This is a genomic window from Sphingobium terrigena, from assembly GCF_003591655.1.
Classification (GTDB): domain Bacteria; phylum Pseudomonadota; class Alphaproteobacteria; order Sphingomonadales; family Sphingomonadaceae; genus Sphingobium; species Sphingobium terrigena.
In genome coordinates, this window is the sequence record NZ_QVRA01000008.1 from 78,772 (window position 1) to 100,155 (window position 21,384).

The 21,384-nt window shown below is 65.3% G+C and carries 22 protein-coding genes and 1 riboswitch; of the genes, 6 read left to right on the forward strand and 16 right to left on the reverse strand.

The features are described 5' to 3' along the window. The first annotated feature begins 77 nt into the window (after positions 1 to 77). Both D0Z70_RS10880 and D0Z70_RS10885 read left to right on the forward strand, forming a co-directional pair. Positions 78 to 326 (forward strand): type II toxin-antitoxin system Phd/YefM family antitoxin, encoded by a 249-nt coding sequence (locus D0Z70_RS10880; RefSeq protein WP_119746228.1) that lies wholly within the window; start codon positions 78 to 80, stop codon positions 324 to 326. Then, positions 323 to 712 (forward strand): type II toxin-antitoxin system VapC family toxin, encoded by a 390-nt coding sequence (locus tag D0Z70_RS10885; protein WP_119746230.1) that lies wholly within the window; start codon positions 323 to 325, stop codon positions 710 to 712. Before D0Z70_RS10880 ends, D0Z70_RS10885 begins: the two co-directional genes overlap by 4 nt. Before the next feature lies 1 nt (position 713). On the opposite strand, the gene nadA is transcribed toward D0Z70_RS10885, so the two are convergent. From nadA to D0Z70_RS10900, 3 genes are read right to left on the reverse strand one after another with little or no spacing between them, the layout of a single operon-like run. Next, the gene (gene nadA, locus D0Z70_RS10890; protein ID WP_119746232.1) at positions 714 to 1,700 is read right to left on the reverse strand and encodes a quinolinate synthase NadA; all 987 of its coding nucleotides are present in this window, start codon (positions 1,698 to 1,700) and stop codon (positions 714 to 716) included. A gap of 33 nt (positions 1,701 to 1,733) precedes the next feature. Then, complete coding sequence (locus D0Z70_RS10895) at positions 1,734 to 2,453, reverse strand: DUF4230 domain-containing protein (protein ID WP_119746234.1); 720 nt, start codon at positions 2,451 to 2,453, stop codon at positions 1,734 to 1,736. Next, the gene (locus D0Z70_RS10900; protein ID WP_119746236.1) at positions 2,438 to 3,313 is read right to left on the reverse strand and encodes an MBL fold metallo-hydrolase; all 876 of its coding nucleotides are present in this window, start codon (positions 3,311 to 3,313) and stop codon (positions 2,438 to 2,440) included. Before D0Z70_RS10900 ends, D0Z70_RS10895 begins: the two co-directional genes overlap by 16 nt. Before the next feature lie 249 nt (positions 3,314 to 3,562). Here D0Z70_RS10900 and D0Z70_RS10905 point away from each other — a divergent pair, with 249 nt between their 5' ends. Next, the gene (locus D0Z70_RS10905) at positions 3,563 to 4,456 is read left to right on the forward strand and encodes a tyrosine recombinase XerC (protein WP_119746238.1); all 894 of its coding nucleotides are present in this window, start codon (positions 3,563 to 3,565) and stop codon (positions 4,454 to 4,456) included. Here the strand turns inward: D0Z70_RS10905 and D0Z70_RS10910 are convergent. From D0Z70_RS10910 to rsmI, 4 genes are all read right to left on the reverse strand, one after another. Then, complete coding sequence (locus D0Z70_RS10910) at positions 4,453 to 5,052, reverse strand: DedA family protein (protein ID WP_119746240.1); 600 nt, start codon at positions 5,050 to 5,052, stop codon at positions 4,453 to 4,455. The two genes, D0Z70_RS10905 and D0Z70_RS10910, sit on opposite strands and share 4 nt — an antisense overlap. 117 nt (positions 5,053 to 5,169) lie before the next feature. Then, positions 5,170 to 6,144 carry a glutathione synthase gene (gene gshB / locus D0Z70_RS10915; protein WP_119746446.1) on the reverse strand — a complete coding sequence of 325 codons (975 nt, stop codon included), beginning with the start codon at positions 6,142 to 6,144 and terminating at the stop codon, positions 5,170 to 5,172. Between the two features lie 134 nt (positions 6,145 to 6,278). Further along, positions 6,279 to 6,647 (reverse strand): YraN family protein, encoded by a 369-nt coding sequence (locus D0Z70_RS10920; protein WP_239018877.1) that lies wholly within the window; start codon positions 6,645 to 6,647, stop codon positions 6,279 to 6,281. Next, on the reverse strand, positions 6,644 to 7,486 hold the full coding sequence (gene rsmI, locus D0Z70_RS10925) for a 16S rRNA (cytidine(1402)-2'-O)-methyltransferase (RefSeq protein ID WP_119746242.1): 843 nt from the start codon (positions 7,484 to 7,486) through the stop codon (positions 6,644 to 6,646). Before rsmI ends, D0Z70_RS10920 begins: the two co-directional genes overlap by 4 nt. Before the next feature lie 11 nt (positions 7,487 to 7,497). On the opposite strand from rsmI, the gene D0Z70_RS10930 reads away from it, so the two are divergent. After that, positions 7,498 to 8,703, forward strand: a complete 1,206-nt coding sequence (locus D0Z70_RS10930; protein WP_119746244.1) for a penicillin-binding protein activator — start codon at positions 7,498 to 7,500, stop codon at positions 8,701 to 8,703. Between the two features lie 84 nt (positions 8,704 to 8,787). On the opposite strand, the gene D0Z70_RS10935 is transcribed toward D0Z70_RS10930, so the two are convergent. Both D0Z70_RS10935 and D0Z70_RS10940 read right to left on the reverse strand, forming a co-directional pair. Beyond that, positions 8,788 to 9,576 (reverse strand): ABC transporter ATP-binding protein, encoded by a 789-nt coding sequence (locus D0Z70_RS10935; protein ID WP_119746246.1) that lies wholly within the window; start codon positions 9,574 to 9,576, stop codon positions 8,788 to 8,790. Further along, a complete protein-coding gene (locus D0Z70_RS10940; RefSeq protein ID WP_119746248.1) occupies positions 9,570 to 10,565 on the reverse strand; it encodes a FecCD family ABC transporter permease in 996 nt (331 codons plus the stop codon). Before D0Z70_RS10940 ends, D0Z70_RS10935 begins: the two co-directional genes overlap by 7 nt. Positions 10,566 to 10,684: 119 nt before the next feature. Here D0Z70_RS10940 and D0Z70_RS10945 point away from each other — a divergent pair, with 119 nt between their 5' ends. Next, a complete protein-coding gene (locus D0Z70_RS10945) occupies positions 10,685 to 11,488 on the forward strand; it encodes an ABC transporter substrate-binding protein (protein ID WP_119746250.1) in 804 nt (267 codons plus the stop codon). Between the two features lie 37 nt (positions 11,489 to 11,525). Here D0Z70_RS10945 and D0Z70_RS10950 read toward each other — a convergent pair whose 3' ends face one another. The 7 genes from D0Z70_RS10950 to D0Z70_RS10980 form a co-directional block, all read right to left on the reverse strand. Next, on the reverse strand, positions 11,526 to 13,370 hold the full coding sequence (locus tag D0Z70_RS10950; RefSeq protein WP_119746252.1) for a TonB-dependent receptor plug domain-containing protein: 1,845 nt from the start codon (positions 13,368 to 13,370) through the stop codon (positions 11,526 to 11,528). 172 nt (positions 13,371 to 13,542) lie between these two features. Then, a riboswitch (cobalamin riboswitch) is annotated at positions 13,543 to 13,763 on the reverse strand. A gap of 70 nt (positions 13,764 to 13,833) precedes the next feature. After that, positions 13,834 to 14,628 (reverse strand): formate dehydrogenase accessory sulfurtransferase FdhD, encoded by a 795-nt coding sequence (gene fdhD / locus D0Z70_RS10955; RefSeq protein ID WP_119746254.1) that lies wholly within the window; start codon positions 14,626 to 14,628, stop codon positions 13,834 to 13,836. Beyond that, complete coding sequence (locus D0Z70_RS10960; RefSeq protein ID WP_119746450.1) at positions 14,625 to 14,858, reverse strand: formate dehydrogenase subunit delta; 234 nt, start codon at positions 14,856 to 14,858, stop codon at positions 14,625 to 14,627. Before D0Z70_RS10960 ends, fdhD begins: the two co-directional genes overlap by 4 nt. Positions 14,859 to 14,868: 10 nt before the next feature. Continuing rightward, positions 14,869 to 17,715: a formate dehydrogenase subunit alpha gene (gene fdhF / locus D0Z70_RS10965; RefSeq protein ID WP_119746256.1), complete on the reverse strand. Its 2,847-nt coding sequence runs from the start codon at positions 17,713 to 17,715 to the stop codon at positions 14,869 to 14,871. Beyond that, on the reverse strand, positions 17,712 to 19,346 hold the full coding sequence (locus D0Z70_RS10970) for a formate dehydrogenase beta subunit (RefSeq protein WP_119746258.1): 1,635 nt from the start codon (positions 19,344 to 19,346) through the stop codon (positions 17,712 to 17,714). The genes fdhF and D0Z70_RS10970 overlap by 4 nt, the downstream gene beginning before the upstream one ends. Then, on the reverse strand, positions 19,343 to 19,795 hold the full coding sequence (locus tag D0Z70_RS10975; protein WP_119746261.1) for a formate dehydrogenase subunit gamma: 453 nt from the start codon (positions 19,793 to 19,795) through the stop codon (positions 19,343 to 19,345). The genes D0Z70_RS10970 and D0Z70_RS10975 overlap by 4 nt, the downstream gene beginning before the upstream one ends. A 99-nt stretch (positions 19,796 to 19,894) precedes the next feature. Then, positions 19,895 to 20,797, reverse strand: a complete 903-nt coding sequence (locus tag D0Z70_RS10980; protein ID WP_119746452.1) for a LysR family transcriptional regulator — start codon at positions 20,795 to 20,797, stop codon at positions 19,895 to 19,897. A 45-nt stretch (positions 20,798 to 20,842) separates the two neighbouring features. Between D0Z70_RS10980 and mobA the strand changes: the two genes are divergently transcribed. Beyond that, a complete protein-coding gene (mobA, locus tag D0Z70_RS10985) occupies positions 20,843 to 21,364 on the forward strand; it encodes a molybdenum cofactor guanylyltransferase (protein ID WP_119746263.1) in 522 nt (173 codons plus the stop codon). Positions 21,365 to 21,384: the final 20 nt, after the last annotated feature.

The following is a 21,384-nucleotide window of genomic DNA, read 5'->3' on the forward strand; positions in this document are numbered from 1 at the left end:
CTCTAACCGCGATACCGGGGACGTCGCAACCCATTCCGATCTTGACTTAGTCCACTATGTTAGTCCACTCTGTTGCCATGAACGCGATCTTTAACGTCCATGATGCCAAGACGCACCTCTCCAAGCTGCTGGACCGCGTCCGCGCGGGCGAGGAAATCATCATTGCCAAGGCAGGCACGCCCTACGCGAAAATGGTTCCGATCCCGCAGGAACGGCCAAAACGGCAGGCCGGTCGGTTCAAAGGCATGTTCACTGTAGATGATTCCGCCTTTTTCGATCCCCTGCCCGAAGAAGAGCTGCGTCTCTGGGAAGGCCGCGACGATTGAGGTTGCTGCTCGACACCCACGGCCTGATCTGGTGGTGGGCGCAATATCGGTTGATTCTGGGCACGCGCGCGCACGCGTTGCTGAGTGATCCGATGAATGACATTTTCGTCAGCGCCGCCACAGGATGGGAAATTGCCACCAAATATCGCAGCGGGCGGCTGGAACTGCCTGTCCCGATCGACGGCTTCGAGGCGGCGGTCGCGAACGAAGGCTTTGTCGCGTTGGACGTGACAATGGCCCACGCCGTTAGGGCAGGCACTTATGATGCCCAGCATCGAGACCCGTTCGATCGGCTGCTTGCCGCACAAGCGGAACTGGAAGGCCTCACGCTGCTCACGCGCGACCCAGCCTTCGTTGCCTTCCCCTGCACAACCCTTTGGGACTGACCTATCGCGCGCCCAAATCCCCCAACCCCACCGTCGCACTCGCCATTTCCAGCATCCGGTCCAGGCTCTTCTTCGCGCCCAGCCGCAGCGTCTCGTCCATTTCGATGCGCGGCTGCAAATCGCGCAGCGCGAGGTACAGCTTCTCCATCGTGTTGAGCGCCATATAGGGGCAGATATTGCAGTTGCAGTTGCCGTCCGCACCGGGCGCGCCGATGAACGTCTTTTCCGGCACCGCCTTTTCCATCTGGTGGATGATATGCGGTTCGGTCGCGACGATCAGCGTGTCGCCGGGCATCGTCTTGGCGAAGTCGAGGATGCCGCTGGTCGATCCGACATAATCGGCATGATCGACGATATAGGGCGGACATTCCGGGTGCGCGGCGATCGGCGCGTCGGGGTGCTGCACCTTGAGCTTCAGCAGCTCGGTCTCGCTGAACGCCTCATGCACGATGCACACGCCCGGCCACAGCAGCATGTCGCGGCCCAGCTTGCGCTTCAGATAGCCGCCCAGATGCTTGTCAGGCCCGAAGATGATCTTCTGATCCTTCGGGATCTGCGACAATATCTTTTCAGCGGAGGAGGATGTCACGATGATGTCGGACAACGCCTTCACCTCGGCCGAACAGTTGATGTAGCTGAGCGCAATATGATCAGGATGCGCCTCGCGGAACGCCTTGAACTGGGCGGGCGGGCAGCTGTCCTCCAGCGAACAGCCCGCATCCATATCCGGCAGCACGACGATCTTGTCGGGCGACAATATCTTGGCCGTCTCCGCCATGAAGCGCACACCGCAAAAGGCGATCACGTCCGCGTCCGTCTCCGCCGCCTTGCGCGACAGTTCCAGCGAATCGCCGACGAAATCGGACAGGTCCTGAATTTCAGGGCTTTGATAATAATGACCCAGGATCACGGCGTTACGCTCCTTGCGCAGCCGCTCAATCTCTGCGCGCAGGTCGGTGCCCTGCGGAATGCCGGTAAAAGCGTTCATATGCCTAAAACTCCTCGGTCCCTGATGAGCGCCCTAACGCTGCCGTTGCCGGTTGGCCAGCACCTCGTTGATCGGCGTGGTCACGTCCCACCGCTCGTCCTTCCTCCCCTTTCGTTCCGGCGGAAAGGTGACGATCACCCGCGCATCGCCATAGCCCGCCGCGGTGAGCGGCGCCGTCATCAGCTTGCCGATCGCCGCGCGACCATAATCGCGCGCCTGCGCCATGCGTTCGGGCGAGCGCGCCGTCGCCAGCGCGCGGCTCTGCGCATGGGCGGACACGCGGCGGCTCAGCGCCTCGCTCGCCTGCCGGGTGACGAACAGGCCGTTGGTCTGCACCAAAGTGCGGCGGCTCTCATCGACATTGGGCTTGCCCGGCATCACGTCGGGCGCGTTGACGATCAGCGTGCGGGTCTGCCCGTTCCATTCCAGATCGCCCGCGTCCAGCTTGCTCACATCGACGAAATAATCGACCGAGAAGGGCATTTTGACGACCTGATCGGATTTCAGCAGACCAAAGCCGCGCACATCCTGCGCGCTGCTCTGGATCGTGCCGTTGAGTTCGGACACTTTCAGGCTGCTAACCCCGGACAGCTTGGCCGCGATCACCTTGGTGACGGCAGACCCGTCCTCCTCCACCGCCACGACATAATCGCGGTCATAGCGCTGCCAGCCCAGCCACATCGCTCCGGCCACGAACAGCAGGACCAGCCCGGCCGCAACCGGCCCGGCATAGCGTTTCAGCGCATCTGCCACAGGCCGTCCGCCGCGCGCACGATCCCGCGCTGATCAAGGTCGATCAGATGCGCCAGCACCGATCGCCCGGCTGCGGGGTGCAGGCGCGGATCGACGCCCTTATACATTTCGGCCACCATGTCGGGGATGACGCTGTCGCCATTGCGCTCCAGAAAGCGCAATATCTGCCCCTCGCGCTGCTTGCGATGCCCCATCATGCCGCGCACCAGCCGCTGCGGATTGTCGATCGGCTCGCCATGGGCGGGATAATAGACCGCGTCCTCGCGCTCCAGCAGCCGCTGCATCGAGCGCATATAATCGGCCATGTCGCCATCGGGCGGGGAAATCACGCTGGTGGACCAGCCCATGACATGATCGCCGGTGAACAGCGCCTGTTCCTCGACCAGCGCAAAGCAGAGGTGATTGGACGTATGCCCCGGCGTCGCCACCGCCTCCAATGTCCAGCCCTCGCCCGTCAGCCGCTCGCCATCAGCCAGCACCCGGTCGGGGCGATAGGCCGCATCGAACGCCGCATCGGCGCGCGGCCCGTCATCGTCCAGCGTCAGCGGCGCGCAGCCGATCACCGGCGCGCCGGTCATGGCGCTCAAGGGGCGCGCTGCCGGGCTATGGTCGCGATGGGTATGGGTGCAGACGATCGCCACGACAGGCCGCCCCGCAATCGCCGCCATCAGCGCCGCCAGATGGTCCGCCTCGTCCGGGCCGGGATCGATCACCGCCACGTCGCCCGCCCCGACCACATAGGTCTGGGTGCCGGTAAAGGTGAAGGGCGACGGATTGGGCGCCAGCACGCGGGCGACCAGCGGCGACAGCGGCATCGCCACGCCGGTCGGCAGGTCGGCCAGATCAAAAGGGGGTGCCATGCTTCCCATGTGCCCATTTCCTGCCGGATTTCAAGGCCGCGCCTGTCCTATCGGCCCGGTTGCTGCTATGCTGTCGCTACGGCTCTTTCCCATCGTTGGCCCCGGCCTGCCTCTAACCCGGCAGTTCCAGACCTCTCAGCACAGTCATAAAATGACCCAAGATTGTTCTTTTATGTCGCATTCACCGGGAAATATGCGAAGTTAAGCCCGCCATTTCCTATTTTTCCGCGCCTGTCCTAGACTGACCAAATGCCCTCCCCAGACCTTATCGAACGCTGGCGTCATCATCTCAGCCTCGACCGGCGGCGATCGACCCATACGGTGCGCGCCTATGTCGCGACCGCAGAGCGGCTGGTCGCCTTTCTGGAGTCGCATCATGGCGAGCAAGTCACCGCCGCGCTGCTGGCGCAGATCAGCCAGGCCGACTTGCGCGCCTTCCTCACCGCGCGGCGGATGGACGGGATCGGCAATTTGTCGGCAGCGCGCGAACTGTCCGCCGTGCGCGGTTTCCTGCACTTCATCGGGGGCGAGGAAGCCCGCGTCCCGCTGCTCAAAGGTCCGCGCACCAAGCGCGGCCTGCCCCGCCCCATCTCCCCCGACGAAGCCGTCGCACTGGCGCAGGACATTGCCGAGGGCGCACGCGAACCGTGGATCGGCGCGCGCGACTGGGCGGTGCTGCTGCTGCTCTATGGCGCGGGCCTGCGCATCGGCGAAGCGATGGGCCTGACCGGCGCGGTGCTGCCCTTAAGCGAAACCCTGCGCGTCACGGGAAAGCGCAACAAGATGCGCGTCGTCCCGCTGCTGCCACAGGTCAGCGCCGCGATCGACGCCTATGTGGCGCTTTGCCCCTACCCCATGACCCGCGACGAGATGCTGTTTCGCGGCGCACGCGGCGGCCCGCTCTCCCCCGCCCTCATCCGCCGCGCGGTGCAGGGCGCGCGCGGACGCCTGGGCCTGTCGGATCGCACCACGCCCCACGCGCTGCGCCACAGCTTCGCCACCCATTTGCTGGGCCGCGGCGCGGACTTGCGCAGTCTGCAGGAGCTGCTGGGCCATGCCAGCCTGTCCTCCACCCAGGTCTATACCCAGGTCGACGCCGCGCATCTTATGGACGTCTATCGCAACGCCCATCCCAGAGCCTAACCCTTAGGCCGCCAGGTCGCCAGCCGCCACAGATAGACCAGCACCGCCCCCACGACGCATATCGTCGCGGCGGGGCCGATATACTTATCGATCTCGCTGAAATTCTTGCCCAGCACGAACCCGGCATAGGCCAGGATGATGTTCCAGATCAGCGCGCCGCCCGCGGTCCACGCCAGAAACTTCATATGCCCCATGCGGAACAGTCCGGCGGGCAGTGACACCATCGTGCGCAGCGCGGGCATGAAGCGAAACACGAACACGACGATCTGACCATATTTGCCGAACAATCGGTCCAGCGCCTCAACGTCGCGCCACTCCAGCGTCGCCCAGCGGCCATAGCGGTCGACCAGTGGCTTCAGCCGGCCAAAGCCCAGCACATGGCCAACCATATACCAGAAATAATTGCCGACCGTGGTGCCAAGCGTCCCCGCCAACAGCAACCACTCCATCGCCATCCGGCCCTGCCCCACGCGGATACCGCCAATGCCCATGATCAGTTCGGACGGGATCGGCGGAAAGACATTTTCCAGCACCATCAGCGCGAAAATGCCCCAATAGCCGCCCGCGTCGATCAGGCGGAGAACCCAGTCGGTCATGGATTCAATATCCCCGCCCCGTCATCCCGGCGAAGGCCGGGATCTCGTTTTTCTTACCCACGGCGGAGACAGAAGAGAGATGCCAGCCTCCGCTGGCATGACGATTGTGAAGCAAAATCAAGCCGCCGCCCGCGCCGCCAGCCGGGCGTCGATCGCGTCCCAGATCAGCCCGCCCGTATCGGTGCCGTCAAAGGCATCAATCGCCACGATGCCGGTGGGCGAGGTCACGTTGATCTCGGTCAGCCACTCACCGCCGATCACGTCAATCCCTACGAACAGCAGGCCGCGCGCCTTGAGTTCCGGTCCCATCGCGGCGCAGATTTCGCGTTCCTTGTCGGTCAGCACGGTCTTGGCCGCCGAACCGCCAACCGCCAGATTGGAACGTATCTCACCCGCGCCTGGAATCCGGTTGATCGCGCCCGCAACCTCTCCGTCGATCAGCACGATACGCTTGTCGCCTTGGGCGACGCCGGGGATGAAGGCCTGTACCATGAATGGCTCAACCCATGACGCGTTGAAGATTTCCACCAGTGCGGAAAGATTTGATCCTTTGGCATCGACATGGAACACGGCGTTACCCGCATTGCCATAAAGCGGCTTGACCACAATCTCGCCATGCTGGGCCAGGAAGCTGCGCACTTCGGCCAGATCACGGGTGATCATCGTCGGCGGCATGAAGCGGGCATAGTCCAGCACGAACAGCTTTTCCGGCGCATTGCGGACGCTGGCGGGATCATTGACCACCAGCGTTTCGGCCTGCACCCGCTCCAGCAAATGGGTGGCGGTGATGTAGCTCAGGTCAAAGGGCGGATCCTGCCGCATCAGCACGACATCGACGTCGCGGCCCAGATCCAGCATCTCCGCCTCGCCAAAAGCGAAATGGTCGCCATCCACCTTCTGGACCTTCACGGGCCGCGCCTTGGCCAGCACCCGGCCATCGCGATAGGTCAGGTCCGGGGCGAGATAATGGTAGAGCCTGTGTCCCCGCGCCTGCGCCGCCAGCATGATGTGAAAGGTCGAATCGCCCGCAATCTTGATGCCCTCCATCGGGTCCATCTGCACGGCGACGGTCAGGGGGTTCAGTTCGGTCATCTTCATTCCTTTTCCGTTCGCCCTGAGCGAAGTCGAAGGGCTCCGCCGAGCGTTAGCGAGGTGCTTTGCCTTCGCTGGCGCTCAGGCGAGGGCTTCGACTTCGCTCAGCCCGAACGGTTTTGGGGAGAGGCACATCACCCCCCATGCCAGACATTGGCCAGATGGCGTGGCGCGCGGCCCGGCGCAAGGAGGATGACGTCGATTCGCATATCGTCCCCCGCTTTGCCCAGATCATGCCAGAGAATTTCCGCCGCTGCCGCGACCCGGCGCAATCGCCGCTCGTCGATCGCCAGGTCCAGTTCCGCCGCCGTGGCGCGGGCCTTCACCTCGACAAAGGCCAGCATCGCGCCCTTGCGCGCGACCAGATCGACCTCGCCCGCTGGCGTGCGCATCCGCCGCCCGACAATCTGCCAGCCCTTCAAGCGCAGCCACCAGGCAGCGATCCGTTCGGCCTGACGCCCGCGTCGTTCGGCGGCCGGTCTGGCAGGAATTGGGCGCTTCACCCCTTCAATTCCGTCGCCCGGTCATAGAGCGTCCGCCGGTCCAGCCCCAGTTTCTTCGCCACCTCTCCCGCTGCCTTCGACACCGACAGTCGGGTCAGCGCCTCCAGCAACGCCGCGTCGGCATCCTCCGCACTGGCGGGTGGCGCTTCGCCCGGAGGGCCGACCGTCACGACAATCTCCCCCTTGGGCGGCGCATCGGCATAGCGCGCCGACAATGCAGTGAGCGTCCCGCAGGCGGTTTCCTCGAATGTCTTGCTGATTTCCCGGCTGACCGCCGCCTCCCGGTCGCCCAGATGGGCGGCCATGGCGGACAGGCTTTCCGACAGGCGCGGGCCGCTTTCGTAAAAGACCAGAGTCGCCCGCAGCCCGGCCACCTCGTCCAGCGCATCGCCGCGCGCCTTGGCCTTGCTCGGCAGGAAGCCCATGAACAGGAAGCGATCGGTCGGCAGGCCCGACAGCGTCAGCGCCGCAATCGCCGCGCTGGGGCCGGGCAGGGTCGTGATCCGCCGCCCCGCCGCCCGCGCATCGCGCACCAGCTTATAGCCCGGATCGGAAATCAGCGGCGTCCCCGCGTCCGACAGCAGGGCGACCGACTCGCCCGCCATCCGCTCCACCAGCCGCGCCCGCACATTTTCGCCGCTATGGTCATGATAGGGCAGCATCGGCCGATCAGACCCTGCATGGCGCAACAGCCGCGCGCTCACCCGTGTATCTTCCACGGCGACCACATCCGCCAGCCGCAGCACCTCCGCCGCGCGCGGGGTAAGGTCACCAAGGTTGCCGATCGGCCCCGCGACGATATAAAGCCCAGGTTCAAGACCCGAAGATTGAGTTTCCATAAGGACGCCAGATGACAGAGACGGATGCCTCCCGGCAAGCGGACTTGTTCGCTTCATTGAAGCGTGGCGCGCGAATCGCCTTTGCAGCGGGTACATTGCTGCTCGCCGCCTGCCAGTCGATCGTGCCCAAGGGACCGGCACCCACCACCCCGACCGGCCCGGTTGGGCCAAGCGGCCCGGACGTGACCCAGGGCCTGCCGACCGACACGCTACGCCACCGCGTCGCGCTGCTGGTGCCGATGAGCGGTCCCAATGCCGGGGTCGGCCAGTCGATCGCCAACGCGACCACGCTGGCGCTGATGGACACCAAAACCGACAAGATCCGCATCACCACCTATGACACGGCGCTTGGCGCAGCAGCGGCGGCGAACCGCGCGCTGGCCGAAGGCAACCGCCTGATCCTTGGCCCCTTGCTGGCCGAGGATGCCCGCATCATCGGGCCGATCGCGGCGCGCGCCAATGTGCCGGTGATCAGCTTCTCCAACGACGCCAGCGCAGCGGGCAGCGGCGTCTATATCATGGGCTATAACCCCAATCAGTCGATCGAGCGGGTCGTCGGTTTCGCCCGCGACAAGGGGCTGTCGCGCTTCGCCGCGCTCATCCCGCGCGGCACCTATGGCGAACGCGCGGGCAATGCGCTGCTGCGCGCGGTCGAGCAGGCGGGCGGCACGGTCGTGTCGATGCAGAATTTCGACCGCAGCCCCGCTTCGATCACCGCAGCGGTCAAGAAATTGCAGGCGTCCTCCAGCTATGACGCGCTGCTGATCGCCGACAGCGGCAAGGTCGCGCTCCAGGTCGCGCCGATCGTGCGCAAAAATGGCGGTGCGACTGCGCGGCTGCTCGGCACGGAACTTTGGAATACCGAAGGCACGCTGGCCGCCAGCCCAGTGCTACGCGGCGCCTGGTTCGCCAGCGTGTCGGACACGCTCTACGGCCAGCTCGCGGGCAAATATCGCGCCCGTTACGGCACGTCGCCCTTCCGCCTGTCCTCGCTCGGCTATGATTCGGTGCTGCTGACCGTGCGAATCGCGCAGGACTGGAAGCCGGGCAGCCCCTTCCCGGCCGCGCGCCTGCGCGATTCGGGCGGCTTTTCCGGCATTGACGGCGCGTTCCGTTTTGGTCGCACCGGCATCGCTGAACGCGCGCTGGAAGTGTCCGAAGTGGGGGCTGGCAGCGTCACCGTGGTCGCCCCAGCGCCTCGCAGCTTCGCGGAATAAATCCCCGTTCGGGCTGAGCCTGTCGAAGCCTTGTCCTTCTTCTCAAGAAGAAGAACCCTTCGACAGGCTCAGGGCGAACGGTACTTATATACGGCGCGTATTCACCCGCCCGGTCGGCAGGATCAGCGGCCAGCCATTACCCGGATCAATGCAGGCGGTAATGCCATAGACATGGGCAAGCGCCTGCTCGGTCAGCACGTCCATCGGTGCGCCGTCCGCGACCAGCGCGCCACCGTCCATAAGCAGCAGCCGGTCGCACCAGCGCGCCGCCATGCTGAGGTCATGCAGCACCGTCACCACCAGCGCCCCGCCCCGCGCCTCGTCGCGCAACAGATCCATCACGTCGATCTGGTGGCCGGGGTCCAGCGCCGCGAGTGGCTCATCGGCGATCAGCCCCCGCGCGCCGACCGCCAGCGCCCGCGCCAGCAGCACCCGCGCCCGCTCCCCGCCCGACAATTCGGTGGCGATCCGGCCTTTCAGATGCAGCACATCAGCCCGCGCCATCGCAGCCTCGACCGCCGCCTCATCTTCGTCCGACAGGCGGGAGAGTGGCCCCAGATGCGGCAACCGCCCCAGCGCCACCAGCCGCTCGACGCTGAGCGGCCAGTGCAATGTCTGGCCCTGTGGCAGATAGGCGATGGCGCGCGCGATGCTCCGCCGGTCGATCCGCGCGACATCCTGCCCGTCGATCAGCACCCGGCCCGCCTGCGGCCTGGCCAGCCCCAGCATCGCCCGGATCAGCGTCGATTTGCCCGCGCCATTGGGTCCGATGATGCCGACCAGCTGGCCCGGTGCCAGCGTCACGCTCACATCGCGCACCGCCGCATGACGGCCAAGCCGGACCGACAGCCCTTCTACCGTCAGACTCACCATAGCCTTCGCTCCCGCATCAGGTGGATCAGGAACACCGGCACGCCCAGCATTGCGGTGACGACGCCGAGCTTCAATTCATTGACCGACGGAATGAGCCGCACGCCAATGTCCGCCAGCGTGAGCAGCACCGCGCCGCCGAGCAGCGACGGCCATAGCACCGCCGAGGGCGAACGATCGGTTAGCGGGCGGACGATATGCGGGACGATCAGGCCGACAAAACCGATCGCCCCCGACACCGCCACCGCGCCACCCACGCCGATGGCGACGCCCAGCATCATCCGCAATCGCGCAGCGTTGAGGTTCGCGCCCAGCGCCTGCGCGCCTTCCTCCCCCAGCGTCAGCGCGTCCAGCGTCCGCCCGTCGGCCAGCAACAAAGTCGCGCCGATCGCGATGCAGGGCAAGGCGACACTGACATGGACATAGCTGCGATTTTCCAGACTGCCCATCAGCCAACTCATAATCTCCATCGCCGCAAAGGGATTGGGCGACAGGTTGAGCGACAGGCTGATCCCCGCGCCCGCCAGCGTCGCGACGGCAATCCCGGCAAGGATCAACGTCAGCGGGCTTTCCGATGGTCCGGCGAGCAGGAACAGCCCGGCAATCGCGATGAGGGCCGTGGTGATCGCCAGCAGCGGCAGGATCAGCGGGTGCAGGGCACTCAAACCAAAATAGAGCGCGCACACCGCGCCCAAGGCCGCCGCATTGGACGCGCCCAGCACAGAGGGTTCGGCCAGCGGATTGCGCAAATAGCCCTGCAACGCCGCGCCCGACAGCCCCAGCATCGCACCGACCAGCAGGCCGAGCAGCATCCGCGGCAGGCGCAGGTCGATGATGATGGCACGGGCGACGTCGTCCCCGCCCCCGGTCAGCACCGCCCAGATCCGTGCCGGACTGATCGCAACCGCGCCCAGCATCACTGAACCGAGCGCTGCGGCGACGAGGAGCAACAGCAGGATCGGGATGAGCAGGGGGGGACGGCGGGGGGTCATGGACGCGCGCCTTGGCGGTTGGCAAAGCGACGTGTTCCTGCGAAGGCAGGAACCCAGTTCTGAGCGCGGGACTGGGTTCCCGCCGTCGCGGGAACACGTCCTACTACAAGACAGGCTCGATGATCCGTCCGCTGACCCTCGCCATTGCCGCCCTGACACTCTCCGGCACGGCACACGCAACGCCGCGTCGGATCGTGTCGCTGAATGTCTGCGCCGACCAATATCTGGTCGCGTTGGCCGATCCCGCTCAGATCGCCGCGCTCAGCAGCAATGCGCGCGATCCTGAATTGTCGGCGGCGGCGGACAAGGCGCGGGCCTATCGTGTGCTGCGGCGCGCTTCGGAGGAGGTGCTGGCGATCCGGCCCGACCTGATATTGGGCTATCCCATCGGGCCGAATATGGTCGCCGGTGCGCCGCCGGGGCAATGGACCACGCTGGGCCTGGCCAGTGCGGACAGCTATGGCGCGATCCTGGACCAGATACGGCAGGTGGCGCGTGCGGTCGGGCATCCTGACCGGGGCGAAAGGCTGATCGCGCAGATGCACCGCGATCTGGCGGCACTGCCCAAAGCAAAGCGTAGCGGCGTGGCGGCCTATTATCAGCGGCGCGGTTACATGACCGGCACCGGCACATTGGTCGATGACCTGATACGCCGGATGGGGCTGACCAACCTGGCCGCAAAACTCGGCAAGCCCGCGCTGGCGCAGGTGCCGCTGGAGGCGATGGTCGCGGCGCGGCCCGACTGGCTGATCGTCGAAAGCGGCAGCGAAGCGGTCGTCGATCAGGGGACCGAGATGCTCCAGCATCCCGCGATCAAGAGCATCCCGCGCATCAGCCTGCCGCAAAGCTGGACGGTGTGCGGCGGCCCCGCCTATGTGCTGGCCGCGCGGGCGATCACGACGCGGCTGAACGCGCCGAAATGAAGGAACGGGCTGCGCGCCCGTCCCCCCTTGTGCCATATCAGAAGCGGACACGCACGCCGCCAAAGGCGGAGCGGCCATAGACGCCATAGCCATAGGCGGTGGCGTAGGCTTCATCGAACAGATTGTCGATGCGGCCATAGACTTCGAGATGCTCGCCCAGCGGCAGCGAAGCGCGCAATCCGGCCAGCGCGTAGCCGTCGAGCTTGATCCGGCTCCGGCTGGCATTCAGGTCGTCGCTATCGCTCACCATGGTCAGGGTAGCCCCGGTCGACAGGCCAAAAGACCACACATAGTCGGCTGAGACGCTGACCGCATTGGCCGCACGTCGCAAAAGACGCCTGCCAAAATTGACCGATCCCGCCGACCGGTCGCGCGCATCTACATAGCTATAGCTGCCGGTCACCGTCAGCGCGTCCACCGGCTTTAAGGCGATGCTGGCTTCCACACCCTTTGCGCGGGTGCGGTCCAGATTGCTGTAGCTGAAGGTCGCATTGTCATAATTGATCTGGTCGGTGGTATTGCGCAGGAACGCCGTGACCGACACTGTCGCTCGCCCACCGTCCAGGCTTTGGTCGAAACCGACATCATAGCTTTTCGAGCGTTCGGGACGCAGCGCGCTGTTGCCGCTGAACATGTCGTAAAGCTGATAGAGCGAGGGTGCCTTAAACCCTTCGCCATAGCTCAGGCGGATGTTGGTCGCGCCAGCGTTCGGCGTGTAGTTTGCGTTCGCGCCAAATGTGGTCGCGCCGCCAAACTGGCTATGATCGTCATGCCGCACCCCGCCAGTGACGGACAGGCCGGTGAAGGGTTTGACGATCGCCAGGGCATAGACGCTGTCGATGTTGATCTTCGCCGTCGACGTGCTGCCGAAGCCGAAGAAATCATAATCGGGCCGCTCATGTTCATAGCCGAACACCAGCTTGGCCTGATCGACCGGGGCATAGACGCCTTCATAGTCGAAGCGCAGGTTGGTGCCGGAATAGCCATAGTCAGGATCGGTGCCGCGCACGAAATAATAGTCGCGGTCGTTGCGCAGATAAGTGACCGCCGCGCGGTTGGTCAGCTTGCCGTCGAGCAGGGCGAGGTTGAGGCCCGCATAGCCGACATATTGGTCGAGCTTGCTCACATCGCTGCTGTCGGCAGGCGCGCCGAAGAAGCTGTCATAGTCCAGATCCGCATGGATATAATAGCCGCGCAGGTCCAGGCTCAGCGCATCGCTGAACGCCAGTTTCAGCCGGGCATTGGTGGCGATATTTTCATAGCCATCCTTCTCCGTGCCGCCCGCCGCCGAGGAAATGCCGTCAGTGCGGAAGTAAGCCGCGCCCACCCCACCCGACGCAATGCCGCTGGTGCCGGAAACATCTGCTTTCGCATTCAGCGTATCGCTATATCCATAATCAACCGAGGCGTTGGCGCCGAAGCCGTCGGCGGGCACGCCGGTCATGATATTGACCACGCCGCCGATCGCCTGGCTGCCATGCACCACCGAGTTGGAACCGCGCAGCACCTCGATCCGCTTGATATTGCCGGTCAGCAAATGGCCGAAATCATAGCCGTCACCAATGCCGCTGGGGTCGTTGACCTTCACCCCGTCGATCAGCACCAATGTCTGCGTCGTTTCCGCGCCGCGCAGCGACACGCCGGTCACGCCACCGGTGGAACCGTTGCGGTTGAAGCGCACCCCCGGCGTCGTCGCCAGCAGATCGACCACATCGACCGCCTGCCGCGTCTGGATGGTCTGCGCGTCGATGACGGTGATCGCCTGCCCCACCTCGTCCCGCGACTGTTCGATGCCCGACGCGGTGACGACGATATTATCGTCCTGCGCCAGAGCTGGCGTTGCCGCCAGCAGCGCGATGAAAGAAATCCCTGTTTTGAACATAGTGTAACCCTGAGCGTCTGGATGCGACTTCAAGGCCAGGGCGTCCGCGCAAACGGTCGCGCCATGATGCGGGACAAACGCCAGCCCCCGCCGCACAGCACGATGCGGCCCCGGCCGCACAGCGTCGCTCGACGGAAAACCACCGTGCCATGACCATCCCCTGGATCAGGGCAAGAGCGACCAGACGCCGGTAGGTCTCCTGGCTCGCGGGTCAGGGCAATGACGCACGGACCTTCCCAGACATAGGCTGTCCAGTGGCCGGGTCTTGCGACCCGCGTGCATCATGCTCACCGCTTACAGTTGCAGGGACAGCCACGGAATTGGGCGCTTGCACGCCCGCACCGCATTCCCATTTTAAGTCCCTAAAGGGACACCGGCGCGATCTAGCTGCAAGGAAAGCCTAGCCCCCCTCACGCCGCGCGCTCTAGGGGAAAGGCACCGCGATGCCAAGCGGCCAGTTGCGCTACGCCAGCGGTGCGTTGCCCTGATGCAACAGTGCATCAGGCCGTGCCAGCACTACCAGCGGCAATCCCGCCGCCGCCGCGCGCTCTGCCGCCAGCCTGGTGGGGGCGGAAATCGTCACCAGCAGGGGGCATTGGCTCAGCACCGCTTTCTCGACCAGTTCGTAGGAACAGCGCGACGACAGCAGGGCAAAGCCGCCATCCCAGTCCGCACCCACCCGCTTCATCGCGCCGATCAGCTTGTCGAACGCATTGTGCCGCCCGACATCCTCCCGCGCCAGACGGATCGCCCCGTTCGCGCTGACCCACGCGGCAGCATGGGCCGCGCCGGTGGCGGCATTGAGCGGCTGATGCTGTGCCAGCCCGTCCAGCGCACGAAAGATCGCACCCCGGTCGGCGCGCGAGCGCGCCGCTACCTGTGGCAGGGGCCGGATCGCCTGTTCCAGATTTTCGATACCGCATATGCCACAAGATGAGTCCGACGCCCGGTGTCGCACCCTATCCAGTAGCAGGTCCGTCCGTGATGGCGGCAGGGTGGCGCGGGCGACCATGCCTTGCGCGGTTTCATGAACATCGACATCAAACGGCGCATTGTCCGGTCCGATCAGCCGTTCCGCTAGCGCAAAGCCCAGCACCAGATCACCAATATCGGTCGGCGTCGCCATCAGCACGGCATAGCCAATGCCGTTAAATTCGATCGCGACCGGCACTTCGTCGGCCAGCATCCGTTCGCCCCCCTCACCCTGTCCATCGGGGGTCAGGCGGGTGAAGGATAGCGTGTCGCTGGCCTGCCTCAAGCGCTGATCGCGCGCACGGCCTGCGCCGCGATCGGCGACAGCGCGTCGGGCCGCTCGGCCGACAGCGCCACGATCCGCGCGCGCATATGCGGGTCCCAGAATTTGGCGATATGGCTGGCGGTGGACGCCACGGCCTCACCCTCGCCCTGCGCCGCCAGATTGCGGGCGATCTGGTTGGCCATATAGATCAGCCGGTCGCCAGTGGACATGACTTCGGTTTCATCGCTCATGCCCGCCACCCTATTCCGCTGCTTCGAGCGGTGCAATGCGGCGGCTCATCTTGGCCTGATCGGCATAGTCGCGCTGCCAGTCGCTCGGCCCGTTGGATGGCATGACCTGCACCGCCGTCACCTTATATTCCGGGCAGTTGGTCGCCCAGTCGCTATAGTCGGTGGTGATGACATTAGCCTGCGTTTCGGGGTGGTGGAAGGTGGTATAGACCACGCCCGGCGCAACCCGCTCAGTCACTTGCGCGCGCAGGGTGGTTTCCCCGGCGCGGCTCTTCAGCGCAACCCAGTCGCCCTCCTTGATCCCGCGATTCTCGGCGTCCGACGGATGGATTTCCAGCCGGTCCTCCGGGTGCCAGGCGGTGTTGGCGGTGCGCCGCGTCTGCGCGCCGACATTATAGTGCGACAGGATGCGCCCGGTCGTCAGCAGCAGCGGGAAGCGCGGGCCGGTCTTTTCATCGGTCGGGACATAGTCGGTGACGACGAACTTGCCCTTGCCCCGCACGAAGCCGCCGATGTGCATCGTCGGCGTGCCGTCCGGCGCCGCGTCATTGGCGGGCCATTGCAGCGATCCTTCCGCCTCCAGCCGGTCATAATGGACACCGGCAAAGGTGGGGGTGAGCGCCGCAATCTCGTCCATGATCTGGGAGGGGTGATCATAGGTCCAGTTCAGGCCCATGGCGTTGGCGACCAGTTGCACGATCTCCCAGTCGGCATAACCGTTCAAGGGCGCCATCACCTTGCGCACCCGCTGGATGCGGCGTTCGGCGTTGGTGAAGGTGCCGTCCTTTTCCAGGAAGGTCGAACCGGGCAGAAAGACATGGGCGTAATTGGCGGTTTCGTTGAGAAACAGGTCCTGCACCACGACGCACTCCATCGCCGCAAGGCCCGCCGCGACATGATGGGTGTTGGGATCGGACTGGAGAATATCCTCGCCCTGCACGAACAGCCCCTTGAACGTGCCGTCGGTCGCGGCGTCGAGCATATTGGGGATGCGCAGCCCCGGCTCGGCGTCCAGCGTCACGCCCCAGGCCTGCTCAAACAGGCTGCGCGTGGCTGTGTCCGACACATGGCGGTAGCCGGAAAATTCATGCGGGAAGCTGCCCATGTCGCAGGCGCCCTGCACATTATTCTGGCCCCGCAGCGGGTTCACGCCCACGCCCTCTCGCCCGACATTGCCGGTCGCCATGGCGAGGTTGGCGATGGCCATCACAGTCGATGACCCCTGACTATGCTCAGTCACGCCAAGGCCATAATAGATCGCGCCATTGCCGCCTGTGGCATAGAGCCGGGCGGCGGCGCGCACCTCGTCCGCCTTCACGCCGGTCAGCGGCTCGATCGCTTCGGGCGAGCGGGCGGGTTGGGAGACAAAATCCGCCCAGTCGGCAAATTCTTGCCCGTCGCAGCGTTCGCGGATGAACGCCTCGTCATAGAGCTTCTCGGTCACGATCACATGCGCCATCGCGGTCAGCATCGCGACATTGGTGCCGGGGCGTAAGGGCAGATGATGGTCCGCCTCGACATGGGGGGATTTGACCAGATCGGTGCGGCGCGGGTCCATGACGATCAGCTTGGCCCCTTGGCGCAACCGCCTTTTCATGCGGCTGGCGAATACGGGGTGACCGTCAGTCGGGTTCGCGCCGATGACCAGGATCACGTCCGCCTGCATCACGCTGTCGAAATCCTGCGTGCCTGCCGATGTGCCAAAAGTTTGGCTGAGACCATAGCCGGTCGGCGAGTGGCAGACGCGGGCGCAGGTATCGACATTATTATTGCCGAAGCCCTGCCGGATCAGCTTCTGGACCAGGAAGGTTTCTTCGTTGGTGCAACGGCTGGACGTGATGCCGCCGATGGAGCGGGTGCCATATTTGGCCTGGATGCGGCGGAATTCTGACGCGGTATAGGCGATCGCCTCGTCCCACGACACTTCGCGCCACGGTTCGCTCACCGACGCGCGGATCATCGGGTTGAGGATGCGGTCCTGATGCTGGGCATAGCCCCAGGCGAAGCGGCCCTTGACGCAGCTATGGCCGCGATTGGCCTTGCCGTCCTTCCACGGCACCATGCGCACCAGTTCCTCGCCCCGCATTTCGGCGCGGAAGGTGCAGCCGACGCCGCAATAGGCGCAGGTGGTGACGACGGCGCGGTCCGGGGTGCCGACCTCGACCACCTTCTTTTCGATCAGCGATGCGGTGGGGCAGGCCTGCACGCAGGCACCGCAGGAGACACATTCGGACCCCAGAAATCCCTCGCCCTGCGACGCGGAGACTTTGGAATCGAACCCCATCCCCTCGATCGTCAGCGCGAACGTCCCCTGCACTTCGTCGCAGGCCCGCACGCAGCGGGAGCAGAGGATGCATTTGGAAGGATCGAAATCGAAATAGGGGTTCGACTGGTCCTTGGCCTGCCCCATATTGGTCGCGCCATCATAGCCATAGCGCACGTCGCGCAGGCCGACCGCGCCCGCCTGATCCTGCAATTCGCAGTCGCCATTCGCGCCGCAGGTCAGGCAGTCGAGCGGATGGTCGGAGATATACAGCTCCATCACCCCGCGCCGCAATTTTTTCAGCCGATCGGTCTGGGTGCGCACGACCATGCCCTCGGCCACCGGGGTGGTGCAGGAGGCGGGATAACCGTTGCGCCCCTCCACCTCGACCAGGCAGAGGCGGCAGGAGCCGAAACTCTCGACACTGTCGGTCGCGCAGAGTTTGGGGATGGAACCGCCCAGCAGCGACGCGGCCCGCATGATGCTGGTGCCTTCGGGCAGGGTGACGGCCTGCCCGTCGATGGTCAGGGTGACGGACTTGCCGGTCGCAATTGCTGCCGGGGTGCCATGGTCGGTTTCGCGGGTATAAGTCATTCCGCAGCTTCCTTGATGGGTGCGGTCGCACCAAAATCCTCTGGGAAATAATCGAGCGCGCTCAGCACCGGATAGGGGGTGAAGCCCCCCAACGCGCAGAGCGACCCATATTTCATCGTATCGCACAGGTCGCGCAGCAGCGTGGTTTGCGCGTCGAGCGAGGTGTCGATCCGGGCGGGGGAACGGGAATAGAGGGCTTTGCTCAAACCCCCGTCATCCCAGCGAAGGCTGGGATCCCTCTTTTCTTCCGCGCCACCTTCAGGAAGTGAGATGCCAGCCTTCGCTGGCATGACGGATGGGGGAGTTGGCCGCGCCGCCATGATCCGATCCACAATCTCCACCCCGCGCGTCGATCCGATGCGGCAGGGCGTGCATTTGCCGCAGCTTTCCGCCGCGCAGAATTCCATGGCGAAGCGGGCCATATGCGCCATGTCCACGCTGTCGTCGAACACCGTGATCCCGGCATGGCCGATGAGGCCACCCGCAGCGGCGAAGCTTTCATAATCGAACGGCAGATGGAACATGCTTGGCGGGAAATAGGCACCCAGCGGCCCGCCCACCTGCACTGCGCGGACCGGTCGGCCATTCGCGGTGCCGCCGCCAATATCGTTCACCAGTTCGCCCAGCGTAATGCCAAAGCCGATTTCATAGAGCCCGCCATGCCGCACATTGCCCGCCAGCTGCACCGGCATCGTCCCGCGCGACCGGCCAAAGCCAACCGCCGCATAGGCCTCTGCCCCTTCGGCCAAAATGAACGGCACGGCAGCAAGGCTCAGCACATTGTTGATGACGGTCGGCTGGCCGAACAATCCTTTGAGCGCAGGCAAGGGCGGCTTGGCACGCACCTGGCCGCGCTTGCCCTCGATCGAATCGAGCAAAGCCGTTTCTTCGCCGCAGACATAGGCACCCGCGCCCTCACGCACCTCCAGCGTGAAGGGCGCGATCAGATGCGCCGCACGCTCGATCGCCAGCCGCATCGTGTAGATCGCGAAGGGATATTCGGAGCGGATATAGATATAGCCTTGGGTTCCGCCCACGGCATGGGCGGCAATCGCCATGCCCTCGATCAGGCAATAGGGATCGCCCTCCATCAGCATCCGGTCGGCAAAGGTGCCGCTGTCGCCCTCGTCAGCGTTGCAGACGATATATTTTTGCGCACCAGGCGCATCCAGCACCGTCTGCCATTTGATGCCGGTCGGGAAGCCCGCCCCGCCGCGCCCGCGCAGGCCCGACGCCTTGACCGCATCGACCACGGCCTGGGGTGCAAGCGCCCGCGCCGCGTCCAGCCCTTTCCAGCCGTCCTTCGCCGCATAGTCGGTCAGGCTGACCGGATCGATCACGCCGCACCGGGCAAAGGTGAAGCGCTGCTGCCCGGCGAAGAAGGAGAGTTGATCGACCGGTCCCAGCCGGTTGGGGTGGCTGCCATCCAGCACCGCCGCGACGTCCCACGGCCCCACCGGACCATAGCCGATGCGGCCGTCCGCCGTCTCTACCTCGACCAAAGGTTCGATGCTGAACAGCCCGCGCGATCCGGTGCGGATTACCTCGCACCCGGCGTCGGCAAAAGCCTGCGCGACATCATCCGCGCCCAAAGCGACCGATGCCATGTCGCGGCTCACATAAATTTTCATGCCGCCACCTCCGCTGCGATCCGATCCAGCGCGGCCGTGTCGATCCGCGCCATGGGGCGACCATCGACCAGCGCATTGGGGCCGACCGCGCACAGGCCCAGGCAATAGACCGGCTCCAGACTGACCGCGCCATCGCCGCGCGTCTCCCCCATCGCCACGCCCAGCCGTTGCGCCGCCGCTGCCTCGATCGCCGCGCCGCCGCGCGCCTGGCAGCTTTCGGCCCGGCACAGCTTGACGACATGGCGGCCCGCAGGCGTCCGGCGGAAATCATGGTAGAAGGTGACGACGCCATGCACGTCAGCGCGCGACAGGTTCAGCGCGCGGGCGATCAGCGGCACGACAGCGTCCTGAACATAGCCAGCCTCTTCCTGCACTGCGTGCAGCAGGGGCAGCAACTGGTCGCGCGTCGCGCCGTGGCGCGCCGTCCAGCCTTCGATAAACTCGTCCATCCCGATACCCTGCCTTATGGCCGCAATTTTGACGGGATAGTGCGGCAGCGGGGCGCGCCGGTCAAATCGAAGCCAGCGATGCTTGATAGAGATACTCTATCAAAGCGATCCGAAGCCGGGCGGCAGGCGCAACCCGCGCGCCACCGCCAGCACCGCCTGCGCCAGCGGCCCCATCGGCGCGCTGTCCGACACGATCACGCCCACCCGGCTGCCCTCCCCCATGTCCGGCAGTGGCGTCGTGCGCGCCCAGCGCAGACCGTCCAGCAAGGCGGCATGGCTGTCGGGAATGATCGAACAGAGCCGCCCCTGCTGCACCAGCCCCAACAGCGCGACATAGGAGTCGGCGGTGACCAAGGGCCGCAGCGCAAGCCCACGATCGGCCAGCCGCGCGTCCAATATCCGCCGGTTCTGCATCCCCTGATGCAACAGGCAGAGCGGCAGGCTGGCCAGGTCGGCCCAATCGACGACAGCAGGAATCGGCACGCCATCCACCGCGCTCACCAGCATCGCCCGCTCGGCATAGAGCGGCACCGACAGCGCATGGGCGGGCGGCTCGAAATCCAGATAGGTGAGGCCCGCGTCCAGCTCGAACGCGGCCAGTTCACGCTCGATCTGGCGCGACGTCAGCGCGCGGACGGAGATATTCAGCCCTGGATGTCGTTCCAGCATCGCGGTCGCCAGACAGCCGATCGCGGGCATGGCGGCGGGGATCGCCCCCAGCCGCAACTCGCCCTTGAGTGGCCCGCGTGCCGTTTCCGCCGCCTGTCCCAGCGCTTCGGCCGCCGCGACCAATTGCCGCGCCCATGGCAAAATCGCCTCGCCCTCCGGCGTCAATCCGGCATATTTGCGGTCGCGCCGGATCAGCCGCTTGCCCAGCTGCGATTCCAGCGTAGCAATGCCCGCCGACAATGTGGGCTGCGACACATGGCAAAGCGCCGCCGCCCGCGCAAAATGGCCTTCACGCTCCAGCGCCAGGAAATATTCGACAAGGCGGGTCTGCATCTCTTTGCTATAGGGCTGATAGAGGGGCGCTATCAAGGAAGCATCATGACGGAACAGCTTATATTGGGCGCGGTGCTGGCGGGGGGCCGGTCCAGCCGCTTTGGCAGTGACAAGGCGCTGGCCGTGATGGCGGACGGGCGGACCTTGCTGGACCATGCGGTTGCGGGCCTTGCGCCCCATGTCGCGCAGGTCGTGATTTGCGGGCGGGACGATGGCCTGGCCGATCGGCCCGCGCCGGACATGGGACCGCTGGGCGGGCTGAACGCCGCGCTGCATCATGCGCAGAACCATGGCTTTGCGGGGGTTTTGACGACGGGGTGCGACATGCCACTCTATCCGGCGGAGCTGCCAGCGGCGCTGATGGGGACGGGCGCGGCGATATTGAAGGGTCAGCAACTGCTCGGCTGGTGGCCTGCATCTCTCGCGCCTGAACTCGACGCCCATCTGGCGGCGGACAATAATCGCTCCATCCATGGCTGGCTCGACCGCATCGGCGCGCGGGTGGTGGAGATGCCGGGGCTGGTGTTGCCCAATATCAACCGGCCGGAGGATCTGGCGGGGTTGTGACCCGTGTTCCCGCGCAGGCG